This window comes from Citrobacter sp. BIDMC107, from assembly GCF_001037575.1.
Taxonomy (GTDB): Bacteria; Pseudomonadota; Gammaproteobacteria; order Enterobacterales; family Enterobacteriaceae; genus Citrobacter; species Citrobacter freundii.
This window is the reverse complement of the sequence record NZ_KQ089848.1, coordinates 2131581-2144480: the sequence shown is the minus strand read 5'-3', so window position 1 is coordinate 2144480 and position 12900 is coordinate 2131581. Positions and strand designations below refer to the sequence as shown.

Annotated in this window: 13 protein-coding genes; 10 read left to right on the top strand and 3 right to left on the bottom strand. The window is 53.3% G+C overall.

Annotated elements, in window-relative coordinates; translation table 11 throughout:
* Positions 1–11 precede the first annotated feature (11 nt).
* Positions 12–884 carry a 4-hydroxybenzoate octaprenyltransferase gene (gene ubiA / locus SK39_RS09915; protein WP_016149402.1) on the top strand — a complete coding sequence of 291 codons (873 nt, stop codon included), beginning with the start codon at positions 12–14 and terminating at the stop codon, positions 882–884.
* Positions 885–938: 54 nt separating this feature from the next.
* Here the strand turns inward: ubiA and plsB are convergent, their stop codons facing one another.
* On the bottom strand, positions 939–3359 hold the full coding sequence (gene plsB, locus SK39_RS09910) for a glycerol-3-phosphate 1-O-acyltransferase PlsB (protein WP_003841366.1): 2421 nt from the start codon (positions 3357–3359) through the stop codon (positions 939–941).
* Positions 3360–3530: 171 nt separating this feature from the next.
* Here plsB and SK39_RS09905 point away from each other — a divergent pair, with 171 nt between their 5' ends.
* The 4 genes from SK39_RS09905 (at position 3531) to SK39_RS09890 (ending at position 6353) form a co-directional block, all read left to right on the top strand.
* Complete coding sequence (locus SK39_RS09905) at positions 3531–3899, top strand: diacylglycerol kinase (RefSeq protein ID WP_003826594.1); 369 nt, start codon at positions 3531–3533, stop codon at positions 3897–3899.
* Between the two features lie 109 nt (positions 3900–4008).
* Entirely contained in the window at positions 4009–4617 is a 609-nt protein-coding gene (gene lexA / locus SK39_RS09900; protein WP_003031703.1) for a transcriptional repressor LexA, read from the top strand.
* Positions 4618–4687: 70 nt separating this feature from the next.
* Positions 4688–6007, top strand: a complete 1320-nt coding sequence (dinF, locus tag SK39_RS09895) for an MATE family efflux transporter DinF (protein ID WP_046671363.1) — start codon at positions 4688–4690, stop codon at positions 6005–6007.
* A gap of 136 nt (positions 6008–6143) precedes the next feature.
* Positions 6144–6353, top strand: a complete 210-nt coding sequence (locus tag SK39_RS09890) for a CsbD family protein (RefSeq protein ID WP_003031706.1) — start codon at positions 6144–6146, stop codon at positions 6351–6353.
* A 48-nt stretch (positions 6354–6401) separates the two neighbouring features.
* Here the strand turns inward: SK39_RS09890 and zur are convergent, their stop codons facing one another.
* A complete protein-coding gene (gene zur, locus SK39_RS09885) occupies positions 6402–6920 on the bottom strand; it encodes a zinc uptake transcriptional repressor Zur (RefSeq protein ID WP_003031709.1) in 519 nt (172 codons plus the stop codon).
* 115 nt (positions 6921–7035) lie between these two features.
* Here zur and SK39_RS09880 point away from each other — a divergent pair, with 115 nt between their 5' ends.
* From SK39_RS09880 to pspG, 3 genes are all read left to right on the top strand, one after another.
* Positions 7036–7524, top strand: coding sequence for a cupin domain-containing protein (locus SK39_RS09880; RefSeq protein WP_003031710.1), 489 nt, complete (start codon positions 7036–7038; stop codon positions 7522–7524).
* 107 nt (positions 7525–7631) lie between these two features.
* Positions 7632–8630 carry a tRNA dihydrouridine(20/20a) synthase DusA gene (gene dusA / locus SK39_RS09875; RefSeq protein ID WP_003031712.1) on the top strand — a complete coding sequence of 333 codons (999 nt, stop codon included), beginning with the start codon at positions 7632–7634 and terminating at the stop codon, positions 8628–8630.
* Between the two features lie 133 nt (positions 8631–8763).
* The gene (gene pspG, locus SK39_RS09870; RefSeq protein WP_003031713.1) at positions 8764–9006 is read left to right on the top strand and encodes an envelope stress response protein PspG; all 243 of its coding nucleotides are present in this window, start codon (positions 8764–8766) and stop codon (positions 9004–9006) included.
* A gap of 301 nt (positions 9007–9307) precedes the next feature.
* Here pspG and SK39_RS09865 read toward each other — a convergent pair whose 3' ends face one another.
* Entirely contained in the window at positions 9308–10291 is a 984-nt protein-coding gene (locus tag SK39_RS09865; RefSeq protein WP_048217410.1) for a quinone oxidoreductase, read from the bottom strand.
* A 64-nt stretch (positions 10292–10355) separates the two neighbouring features.
* Between SK39_RS09865 and dnaB the strand changes: the two genes are divergently transcribed.
* Complete coding sequence (gene dnaB / locus SK39_RS09860; protein ID WP_003826610.1) at positions 10356–11771, top strand: replicative DNA helicase; 1416 nt, start codon at positions 10356–10358, stop codon at positions 11769–11771.
* Between the two features lie 16 nt (positions 11772–11787).
* Complete coding sequence (gene alr / locus SK39_RS09855) at positions 11788–12867, top strand: alanine racemase (RefSeq protein WP_048216966.1); 1080 nt, start codon at positions 11788–11790, stop codon at positions 12865–12867.
* Positions 12868–12900 lie beyond the last annotated feature (33 nt).

Below are 12900 nucleotides of genomic sequence, written 5' to 3'. Positions count from 1 at the left end.
GGAAGATAAAGATGGAGTGGAGTCTGACGCAGAATAAGCTGCTGGCGTTTCACCGCTTGATGCGTACGGATAAGCCGATCGGCGCCTTACTGCTGCTCTGGCCAACGCTATGGGCATTGTGGGTGGCGACCCCAGGCATGCCGCAACTGTGGATCCTGGCGGTATTTGTCGCCGGCGTTTGGTTAATGCGCGCCGCTGGATGCGTGGTAAATGATTATGCTGACAGGAAATTTGACGGACACGTTAAACGCACCGCGAATCGACCGCTGCCGAGCGGTGCCGTCACCGAAAAAGAAGCCCGAACGCTGTTCGTCGTATTGGTGTTGCTGGCCTTCCTGCTGGTTTTGACGCTCAACACGATGACCATTTTGTTGTCCGTTGCGGCGCTAGCGCTGGCGTGGGTCTATCCCTTCATGAAACGCTACACGCATCTGCCGCAGGTGGTGCTGGGCGCGGCGTTTGGCTGGTCTATACCGATGGCGTTTGCCGCCGTGAGCGAGTCTGTACCACTGAGCTGCTGGCTGATGTTCCTCGCCAACATTCTCTGGGCGGTGGCCTATGACACACAGTATGCGATGGTTGATCGGGATGATGACCTGAAGATTGGTATTAAATCGACCGCAATTTTGTTCGGTCAAAACGACAAGCTGATCATTGGTATTCTGCAGGTCGGTGTACTGGTGCTGATGGCGCTGGTTGGGTGGCTGAACGGGCTGGGACCGGGCTATTACTGGTCTCTGCTGGTGGCGGGGGCGCTGTTTGTGTATCAGCAGAAGCTGATCGTTAATCGTGAGCGTGATGCCTGTTTTAAAGCGTTTATGAACAATAACTATGTAGGCCTGGTACTGTTCTTAGGACTGGCGATGAGCTACTGGCACTTTTGAGTTTGGCTTAGCCTGCAAAATAAAAACCGGTCATTTCGACCGGTTTTTTTATGCTTACTCGCCCTGTGTGGCACTCTCGATGGTCAGACGGACATCCGACGTCACCAGTTCGGCCAGCATCTGATAGATCTTCATCGTCTCTTCCGGCTCGGCATCCCCGGTGTCGCTGATGAATCCCTCGTCACGCAGCGTCAGCACCAGAGAGCTGAACACCGCTTTATCGAAGAATTCCGGCGCGTTAATGCCGTGCAGCACTGAGAGGCGTTGTGCCACGGTGCGGCTCTCTTTCTCCAGCGTGCCACGGTTGATCGACGGGTTGGCGCTCAGTAGCCAGAAGGTGATAGCGTAGCGTTGCAACGTCTCGCGAGCACCCGCAGCCAACAGCTGCAGCGTACGGGAGCGGGCAGGGTTAATATGCAGCTCGCCATCCTGTAGAGTAATCAGCCCCTGGCGCTGCATTTCGCTGGCCAGTTCGTCAATCACCCCGGCAAGCTCATCGCGCTCCCAGCGCAGGAACAACTCGGCTTTCAGCATCGGGTACAACGCATCAATATGCTGCTGTAGCGCGACGCGTGAAATACGACGATGCTGAGTCACAATGGCTGCCATCAACGAAGGCAGAACCAGCATATGCGCAATGTTATTGCGGTAGTACGTCATCAAGACCGCCTGCTCGCGCGGCAGAATAATGATGTCACCGATGGTGTCTTTCTCGACCTCAAACTTGTTCATCTGCAAGGCGTGGTCGATCAGTTCACTGGCACTTTGCGCAGGAACGGTTGAGTCCGCCGCGTACGGCACGTTGCGCAGCAGGCTCAGGTAGCAGTCGAGCTGCTCGGTTAACTGTTCACGGGTCAGAGAGCGCTGGCGGGAAGCCAACAGCGCGGTACAACACAGGTTCATGGCGTTGGCCGCGCCAGCGTTGTTAATGCGCACCATCAGATCGGCGGCAATGTTATTCACCGTCGGCGTCAGCCAGGCCGGACGGATAGACTCGATAGGATCGATAGATTCACGCCATTCTGGCACATGCTGGTTGAGGTAAGTCATCAATGGCATTGGTTCACCAAAGTTGACGTAGCCCTGACCCAGGTTGCGCAGCTTGCTTAAGCCACGCAGCATTTGTGGCAGACTTTCTTTCTCTTTCGTCGCGCCACGCAGCTCTTTGGCGTAGGTGCCCACTTCCATTACGTGCTCGTAGCCGATGTAGATCGGTACGAGAGTAATAGGACGCGTACCGCCGCGCAGCATCGCCTGAATAGTCATCGACAGGGTGCCGGTTTTCGGGTCGAGCAAACGACCAGTACGTGAACGTCCACCCTCGACAAAGTACTCAACCGAGTAGCCGCGGCTGAACAATTCGCCCAGGTATTCACGGAATACGGTGGAGTAGAGCTTGTTGCCCTTGAAGGTACGACGAATAAAGAATGCGCCCAGACGACGGAAAATCGGACCCGCTGGCCAGAAATTCAGGTTGATACCGGCTGCGATGTGCGGCGGAACCAGACCCTGGTGGTACAGAACGTACGACAGCAGCATATAGTCCATATGGCTGCGGTGGCACGGAACGTACACGATTTCATGCCCATCGTGCGCCAACTGGCGTACACGCTCCGCATTATGAACGTTAATCCCCTGATACAGACGGTTCCAGGTAAAGCCCAGGATACGGTCCGTCAAACGGATCATTTCGTAGGAGAAGTTGGCGGCAATCTCTTCCATCAGCGCAATGGCATTTTGCTGCGCTTTTTCGTGGGAGATTTTTTTACTGCGCGCTTCATCTTCTACCGCGCGAGCGATCGCTTTTGAAGCTAACAGTTTATTAAACAGATCCTGGCGGGCAGGGAGGCGCGGGCCGACAGCGGCCAGACGCTGGCGAGCAAAGTGCATACGCGCCACGCGTGCCAGCTTCTGGGCAATGATCTTATCCGTACCGTGTTCATCCGCCATACGACGCAGAGAGACCGACGGGGAGAAGCGGACAAAACTGTCGCGACCCAGCCATGAAACCGCAAAGAATTTCTGTACGCCGTTTAGCATACGTAACGGCGGATTAACTTCACCTTTTTCACGCCCTGGCGCACGGCCAAACATCACCGAAACCGGCACCATCTGCACATCCAGGTCTGGATTGCTGCGATGTAAGTCGAGATAGTTATGGAACAGCTTGATGGACTCTTCTTTTGGCGTGTAATAGGTGAACACACGCGGGCCGCCGTGAATAAACACGTAGCGCGGCAGTAAAGTCCCGTCTATCTCCAGCGGTTCCAGGGGATCGGGGAGATCGTGCACCAGACATTGGGCACGCAGCGTCAGCAAGTCTGCTTTTGAATTGTACGGTAGGACGTACATAATGGGACGAGACGTATCGAGTCCCAATTCCGGGGCAGGTTCTGCCGGAATAGACTTGCTTTTTACCAGGACGCTTAATGGTAAATTCAGTAATTTGTAGTAAATTCGTGGCCAGCCGGACATAAACGATGTAAAGCCTCTGGTTAATAATGCAAATGCGCTGCAAGGATATCAGAAAGTTTAGTGAATTTCTGTGGTATCCCGTCATACTTCGCGCTGCTTTGCCACACCCTGAAACAAACGGGGTAACGTTACAATGACATTGACGCTAATAATGTAAAAAGGTTCTTTTTGATGGCCAATAATACCACTGGATTCACCCGAATTATCAAAGCTGCAGGCTATTCCTGGAAAGGTTTTCGCGCCGCATGGATCAATGAGGCGGCATTCCGCCAGGAAAGCGTTGCCGTACTGCTGGGCGTAGCTATCGCCTGCTGGCTGGACGTCGATGCGATTACTCGCGTGCTGTTGATTGGTTCCGTGATGCTGGTGATGATCGTTGAAATCCTCAACAGTGCGATTGAGGCGGTAGTTGATCGTATAGGCTCTGAGTATCACGAACTTTCCGGCCGGGCGAAAGATATGGGGTCGGCGGCGGTATTGTTGTCTATTTTTGTCGCTCTGATTACCTGGGGCATCCTGTTGTGGTCGCATTTGCGATAAGGATTCCACATCTTCATAAATCTCCTGCTTTTTGTGCAGTTTGCGGTTCCAAAATCACCTTTAGCTGTATATACTCACAGCATAACTGTATATACACCCAGGGGGCGGAATGAAAGCGTTAACGGCCAGGCAGCAAGAGGTGTTTGATCTCATTAGAGATCACATCAGCCAGACAGGTATGCCACCGACGCGTGCGGAGATCGCGCAGCGTTTGGGGTTCCGTTCCCCAAATGCCGCTGAAGAACATCTGAAAGCGCTGGCGCGTAAAGGTGTGCTGGAAATTGTCTCCGGCGCATCGCGCGGTATTAGACTGCTGCAGGAAGAAGAAGAGGGATTACCGCTTGTCGGTCGTGTGGCGGCAGGCGAGCCACTTCTGGCGCAGCAGCACATCGAAGGCCATTATCAGGTCGATCCTTCACTGTTCAAACCGAACGCCGATTTTCTGCTGCGCGTCAGCGGTATGTCTATGAAAGATATTGGTATTATGGACGGTGATTTACTCGCTGTGCATAAAACTCAGGACGTGCGTAACGGTCAGGTTGTTGTTGCCCGTATTGATGACGAAGTTACGGTTAAACGCCTGAAAAAGCAGGGAAACAAGGTTGAACTTCTGCCAGAAAATAGCGAATTTAAACCTATCGTTGTCGACCTGCGTGAGCAAAGCTTCACCATTGAAGGGCTGGCGGTAGGTGTCATTCGTAACGGTGAATGGCTGTAATCATGTATTAATACTGTGGCGCATTCTGCGCCACAGTTAGTTTTCACTTCTTTTCATCAGGCTTTCCTGTATGCCTTTCTTTACCTCTTCTGATAAAGCACTCTGGCACCTCGCCTTACCGATGATCTTCTCCAATATCACCGTTCCCCTGCTGGGACTGGTGGACACCGCGGTGATTGGTCATCTGGATAGTCCGGTCTATCTTGGCGGTGTTGCGGTTGGTGCTACGGCAACCAGTTTTCTCTTTATGCTGCTGCTTTTCCTGCGCATGAGCACCACGGGTCTTACTGCCCAGGCATTTGGTGCGAAAAATCCACAGGCGCTGGCGCGCGCACTGGTGCAGCCGCTAATGCTGGCGCTGGGCGCGGGGTTGCTTATCGCACTGTTTCGTACGCCGATTATCGATGTAGCGCTGCATATTGTCGGGGGAAGTGAAGCGGTACTGGAACAAGCCCGGCGTTTCCTTGAAATCCGCTGGCTCAGCGCACCCGCCTCGCTGGCTAATCTGGTGCTGCTCGGCTGGCTGCTTGGCGTTCAGTATGCGCGTGCGCCGGTTATCCTGTTGATTGTTGGCAATATTCTTAACATTGTGCTCGATTTATGGCTGGTGATTGGCCTGCATATGAACGTGCAAGGTGCGGCACTGGCGACGGTGATTGCTGAATATGCCACCTTACTGATCGGCCTGATGATGGTGCGCAAAGTCCTGCATATGCGCGGAATATCGCTGGCAATGCTGAAGCAGGCGTGGCGTGGCAACTTCCGTCGTTTGCTGGCGCTTAATCGTGACATCATGTTGCGCTCGCTGCTGCTGCAGCTCTGTTTTGGCGCTATCACGGTGCTGGGTGCGCGTCTGGGAGGCGATATTATTGCGGTTAATGCCGTTCTGATGACCCTGCTAACCTTTACCGCCTACGCGCTGGATGGATTTGCCTATGCCGTGGAAGCGCATTCGGGCCAGGCCTATGGGGCGCGAGATGGTAGCCAGTTACTGGACGTCTGGCGGGCGGCCTGTCGGCAGTCCGGTATTGTGGCTATTCTGTTTTCGCTGGTTTATGCCCTGTTTGGCGAGCAGATTGTTGCGCTACTGACCTCGCTGCCGCAAATCCAACTACTGGCCGATCGCTATCTCTTCTGGCAGGTGGTGTTACCGCTGGTGGGTGTCTGGTGTTATCTGCTCGACGGAATGTTTATTGGCGCGACGCGGGCTGCAGAAATGCGCAACAGTATGGCCGTTGCCGCAGTGGGATTCGCCTTAACGCTCCTGACGTTGCCGTGGCTGGGAAATCATGGTTTGTGGCTGGCGTTAACCGTTTTCCTCGCGTTGCGCGGGCTGTCGCTGGCCTTTATCTGGCGGCGTCACTGGCGTAATGGAACCTGGTTTGCCTAATCTGGATGGTTAAAAATTCCGAATAATAAATAAAACCCAGAATCAGTGACTACACTTATTTTCACGTCCAGCAAAAACAGCATGTGTCTGGACATGGCACTCTCGCTATTCACAACCTAACGATGAGGACTTGATGATGAATAAAGACGAAGTCGGCGGCAACTGGAAGCAGTTTAAAGGTAAAGTGAAAGAGCAATGGGGCAAACTGACCGATGATGATATGACGGTCATTGAAGGTAAACGTGACCAACTGGTCGGTAAAGTCCAGGAGCGTTACGGTTACGCGAAAGATCAGGCGGAGAAAGAAGTTAACGATTGGGAAAAACGTAATGATTACCGCTGGTAATTAACCCCTCCCTCCTGAGAGTACAAGGATGTACGCTCTCCCGCTTACCTAGCGCCCCACTTTCTTCTTCACCTGAATCGTATGGTCATGCTGGCACTCGCCAGGATGGCGGCATGACTCAACTTCTACACAGGCCGGACACAGCCCGTGTGCTTCAATAACATTATGTCGCAGAGCAAAGCCCATTTTGGCCGCCAGCGTATGCATGATGTCTTCCACACCTTCTGCGCACTCTTCTTTTACCACACCACAGCGGTCACAAATGAACATCGCGGAACTGTGGGTTGGCTGATCGAACAGATGGCAAAGGACATAGCTGTTGGTGGATTCCACCTTATGCACAAACCCTTGTTCCAGCAGAAAATCGAGCGCACGATACACGGTTGGCGGCTTGGCCTGCGGCTCAGTTTCCCGCAACAGGTCGAGCAGGTCATAGGCGCTGATAGCCCCTTCCTGCAGGCTCATCAGGCGCAACACTTCGAGACGCTGTGGCGTAAGCCGCACGTTGCGTTGCGCACAGAGTTTTTCAGCTTGAGCCAATAACTCTTGCGTAGTGGTTTTGTCCATTTGGCGCCTCGATTTGCGTGGAAGGTTAATCCCTTACTTTAACATGTTCTGCTTAAAACGCCGAGATCCACCGCGGTGTGCTATACCTGACGCATCGCAATACTGGAAAATAACCATGAAAAGACCCGATTGTATTCGCCACTGGCGTGAGGTTGAGGGGGCTGATGACTCCACTTATCCCGACAGCGATGAGCTATTTGCTATTGGCGCGCCGCTTGCCCGCAAGTTGGGGTTAGGACGACTCGGCATTCATCATGAACGCCTGCCGCCGGGTCGGCGCACGTCGTACCCGCACGCTGAAAGCGATGAGGAAGAGTTTATCTATGTGCTGGAAGGTTATCCTGAGGCCTGGATTAACGGGTATTTATGGAAGCTAGAGCCGGGCGACAGCGTCGGTTTCCCGGCAGGTACAGGCGTGTGCCATACCTTTATCAATAACACCAGTGAAGAGGTGCGTCTGTTAGTCGTGGGTGAGGCGAACAAAAAATATAACCGCATTTATTATCCGCTTAACCCGGTCTATGCCGCTACACGTGAGGATCGCTGGGTCGACCATCCGCCGCAGTTTTTCGGATCACACGACGGAAAACCGGGGCGTAAATAGCGTTTGTTGATGGGCAGGGGGAGTGAGCCGCGAGGATGTGGCTCACTATCGTAACGGTCTATGCTATAGTAGCGCCCCTTTTTTAACCGGATGCTTGAATATTCGCCATGCTGCCTGAATCTCAGTCTACCGCTTTTCCCGCTCATCGTTTTTCTATCGCGCCGATGCTCGACTGGACGGACAGACACTGCCGCTACTTTTTGCGCTTACTGTCCAGCCAGACGTTGCTCTATACGGAGATGGTAACCACCGGCGCGATCATTCATGGTAAAGGCGATTATCTGGCGTATAGCGAAGAAGAACATCCGGTCGCATTGCAACTGGGCGGGAGCGATCCTGCGGCGCTGGCGCAGTGCGCGAAGCTCGCTGAACAGCGGGGTTATGACGAAATCAATCTCAACGTGGGTTGTCCTTCCGACCGCGTGCAGAATGGCATGTTTGGCGCTTGCCTGATGGGGAATGCGCAACTGGTCGCCGATTGCGTCAAAGCAATGCGCGACGTGGTGTCGATTCCGGTAACGGTGAAAACGCGTATCGGCATTGATGACCAGGACAGTTACGAATTCCTGTGCGATTTCATCAACACGGTATCTGGCAACGGCGAATGTGAGATGTTTATCATTCACGCCCGCAAGGCCTGGCTGTCCGGGTTAAGCCCGAAAGAAAACCGCGAAATTCCACCGCTGGATTATGACCGTGTTTATCAGCTAAAGCGTGATTTCCCGCATCTGACGATGTCGATCAACGGCGGCATTAAATCGTTGGAAGAAGCGAAAATTCATCTGCAACATATGGATGGCGTGATGGTAGGGCGCGAAGCTTATCAAAACCCAGGAATTCTGGCGTCCGTTGACCGTGAGATTTTTGCAGCTACCACCGAAGATACAGATCCGGTTACCGTGGTGCGCGCCATGTACCCGTACATTGAGCGTGAACTGAGTAAGGGAACCTATTTGGGACATGTGACGCGCCATATGTTGGGGCTGTTTCAGGGGATCCCTGGGGCTCGTCAGTGGCGTCGCTATCTGAGCGAAAATGCGCATAAAGCCGGGGCAGATATTAACGTACTGGAGCACGCGCTGAAGCTGGTGGCAGACAAGCGTTAAGTTTTCACCAAAAGTTAGTTAATTTCACCACGCCCTGCGCTTTGTCGCGGGGCGTTTTCTTTATAAATCAATGCATTATTTTTGGCATGTTTCTTGTAAAGCAATGGAGGGAATTTCATTTCGGGAGAGAGCCATGCTGGAACTACTTTTTGTGATTGGATTTTTTATCATGCTGATGGTCACCGGCGTATCTTTGCTGGGCGTTCTGGCCGCATTGGTCGTAGCCACCGCAGTGATGTTTCTGGGCGGACTATTTGCCTTGATGATTAAACTGTTGCCCTGGCTGCTACTGGCTGTTGCCGTGGTGTGGGTTATCAAGGCGATAAAAGCGCCAAAAGTCCCACAGTATCAGCGCAATAACCGTCGATTTTACTAAGGTATTGAGCGGTGCGTCACAACCTGCAACATTGCCTTTAGAACCAAATAGGAATTGATTATCAAATCTGTCACTATTGCCAGGTTAACGAATTCATCGAGCTGTACCCTACATACAGCCGAACTAAAAAAAGAAAGGGCTTCCCACGGGAAGCCCTAATTCTTTACTTCCCCGTCATAATTCAAACCGCAGGTGTGTTGGCTGCTTTCATTCACCCCAGTCACTTACTCCAGTAAGCTCCTGGGGATTCATTCAATTGCCGCCTTCCTGCAATTTGAATTATTTAGGGGAAGTCGAAGCATTATGGGATTAGCAAACTCGATCCCTGCGTTGCCCGGCTTTCCAGTATTTCATGAGCACGCTGTGCATCGTGCAGTGCGAACGTCTGACCAGGCGCGACATCCACTTTGATTACTCCGCTGGCAATTAGCGAGAATAGCTCATTGCTGGCTTCGGTTAATTCGCGGTGATTGGTGATATACCCCTGGAGTGAAGGACGGGTCACGTACAGCGAACCTTTCTGGTTCAGAATACCTAAGTTCACGCCAGTCACCGGCCCGGAAGCATTACCAAAGCTGACCATTAGTCCCCGGCGCTGCAAACAATCCAGCGAGGCTTCCCAGGTATCTTTCCCCACCGAGTCATACACCACCCGTACTTTTTTTCCACCGGTTATCTCTTTCACTCGCTCAACTATGCTTTCTTCACGATAGTTAATGACCTGCCATGCGCCGGCCTGCAGCGCAATTTGCGCTTTTTGCGCACTGCCGACGGTACCAATCAGCTTCGCGCCCAATGCTTTTGCCCACTGGCAGGCAATCATCCCGACGCCGCCCGCAGCCGCATGGAACAAAAACGGCTCATCAGGCTGAATTTCATAGGTTTTACGCAGCAGATAAAAAACGGTTAACCCTTTCAGGAATGAGGCTGCGGCTTGTTCAAATGAGATAGCGTTGGGTAGGATGGCGGCTTTATCGGCCGGAACGTTATGCACTGAGCTGTAGGCACCAAGGGCAGACTGGGCGTACACCACGCGATCGCCAGCTTTAATGTGTGTCACTTTGCTGCCGACTTTGCTGACTACGCCGGCAGCTTCGGTACCCAGGCCGCTGGGCATAGATGGCGGCGGATAAAGACCACTGCGGATGTAGGTGTCGATATAGTTGATCCCAATAGCTTTGTTCTCGACCTGGATTTCGTTTTCCGCCGGGTCTACGGGGGTAAACTCCACCGCCTTGAGTACATCAGGGCCACCATGCTTGTGAAATTCAATACGTGTTGCCATGCTTCCTCCAAAAGAAATGTGGTAATCTTTCGACCCAATCATTATCTCGGTAACTCCATTCACTATGGCAGGAAATAAACCCTTCAACAAACAACAGACTGATGCTCGTGAGCGCGATCCCCAGGTCGCCGGGCTGAAAGTACCGCCGCACTCGATTGAAGCGGAACAGTCGGTGTTGGGCGGTTTAATGCTGGATAACGAACGCTGGGACGATGTCGCCGAGCGTGTGGTGGCGGAAGATTTTTATACCCGGCCGCACCGGCATATCTTCACGGAAATGCATCGCCTGCAGGAGATGGGGAAACCCATCGATCTGATTACGCTGGCAGAGTCGCTGGAGGTTCAGGGACAACTGGACAGCGTCGGCGGTTTTGCTTACCTGGCTGAGTTGTCTAAAAATACGCCAAGTGCGGCGAATATTAGCGCTTATGCGGATATCGTCCGCGAACGTGCCGTTGTTCGCGACATGATTTCGGTTGCGAACGAAATCGCGGAAGCCGGGTTTGATCCGCAAGGCCGTTCCAGTGAAGATCTGTTGGACCTTGCTGAATCCCGTGTCTTTAAAATCGCGGAAAGCCGCGCAAATAAAGACGAAGGGCCGAAAAATATTACTGATGTGCTCGACGCCACCGTCGCGCGTATCGAGCAGCTGTTCCAGCAGCCGCACGACGGCGTCACCGGGGTGAACACCGGTTATGACGACCTCAATAAAAAGACGGCGGGTTTGCAGCCGTCAGACTTAATTATCGTCGCCGCGCGTCCGTCGATGGGTAAAACAACATTTGCGATGAACCTCGTCGAAAATGCGGCGATGTTGCAGGATAAGCCGGTTCTTATCTTTAGTCTTGAAATGCCCTCGGAACAGATCATGATGCGTTCCCTGGCCTCGCTCTCACGCGTAGACCAAACCAAAATCCGTACCGGTCAACTGGATGATGAAGACTGGGCACGAATTTCCGGAACAATGGGTATTTTGCTGGAGAAACGAAACATCTATATTGATGACTCCTCCGGCCTGACGCCAACGGAAGTGCGCTCGCGTGCCCGTCGTATCGCCCGTGAACATGGTGGTATCGGACTTATCATGATCGACTACCTGCAGCTGATGCGCGTGCCGTCACTCTCCGACAACCGTACGCTGGAAATTGCAGAAATCTCCCGCTCGCTGAAAGCGTTAGCGAAAGAATTGCATGTGCCGGTGGTGGCGCTGTCGCAGCTTAACCGCTCTCTGGAACAACGCGCCGACAAGCGTCCGGTTAACTCGGATCTGCGTGAATCCGGCTCCATCGAACAGGATGCCGACTTAATCATGTTTATCTATCGTGATGAGGTTTATCACGAAAACAGTGACTTAAAAGGCATCGCCGAAATTATTATTGGTAAGCAGCGTAACGGTCCGATCGGTACGGTGCGCCTGACGTTTAACGGACAGTGGTCCCGCTTCGACAACTATGCCGGTCCTCAATATGATGATGAGTAATTTCTAAGGAATACAAATGCAAGCGGCAACTGTAGTCATTAACCGCCGCGCTCTGCGACACAACCTGCAACGTCTGCGTGAACTGGCCCCTGCCAGTAAACTGGTTGCGGTCGTGAAAGCGAACGCCTACGGCCATGGTCTGTTAGAGACCGCGCGAACGCTCCCCGATGCGGACGCTTTTGGTGTCGCTCGTCTTGAAGAAGCCCTGCGGTTGCGAGCGGGAGGGATCACGCAGCCCATCCTGCTGCTGGAGGGATTTTTTGATGCCTCCGATCTGCCGACTATTTCCGCGCAGCGTCTGCATACAGCCGTCCATAACCAGGAGCAGCTCGAAGCCCTGGAAGCAGCTAATCTGGTTGAACCCGTTACCGTCTGGATGAAGCTCGACACAGGTATGCACCGCCTGGGCGTACGCCCTGAGCAGGCCGAGGCGTTTTATCAGCGCCTAACGCAATGTGAAAATGTGCGCCAGCCGGTCAATATCGTCAGCCATTTTGCGCGCGCAGACGAACCTGAATGCGGCGCGACCGAAAAACAGCTCGATATCTTCAACAGCTTTTGCGAGGGCAAACCTGGGCAGCGTTCGATTGCCGCATCGGGCGGTATTCTGCTGTGGCCACAGTCTCACTTCGACTGGGCGCGTCCGGGACTGATTCTGTATGGTGTGTCGCCACTGGAAAACCACTCTATCGGTGCTGATTTTGGCTGCCAGTCGGTGATGTCGCTGACCTCCAGCCTGATTGCGGTGCGTGAGCACAAAGCGGGCGAGCCGGTTGGTTATGGTGGTACCTGGTTGAGCGAGCGCGACACGCGTCTGGGCGTGGTGGCAATGGGCTATGGTGATGGTTATCCGCGCGCGGCGCCGTCTGGGACGCCGGTACTGGTCAATGGCCGTGAAGTGCCGATCGTCGGTCGCGTTGCGATGGATATGATCTGCGTCGATTTAGGCCCCGAAGCGCAGGATAAAGCCGGCGATTCGGTGATTCTGTGGGGTGAGGGGCTGCCCGTTGAACGCATTGCTGAAATGACGAAAGTAAGTGCTTACGAACTTATTACGCGCCTGACCTCAAGGGTGGCGATGAAGTATATCGATTAGCAGAATGATGTGCTGGACAGGCGGTTACGCCGC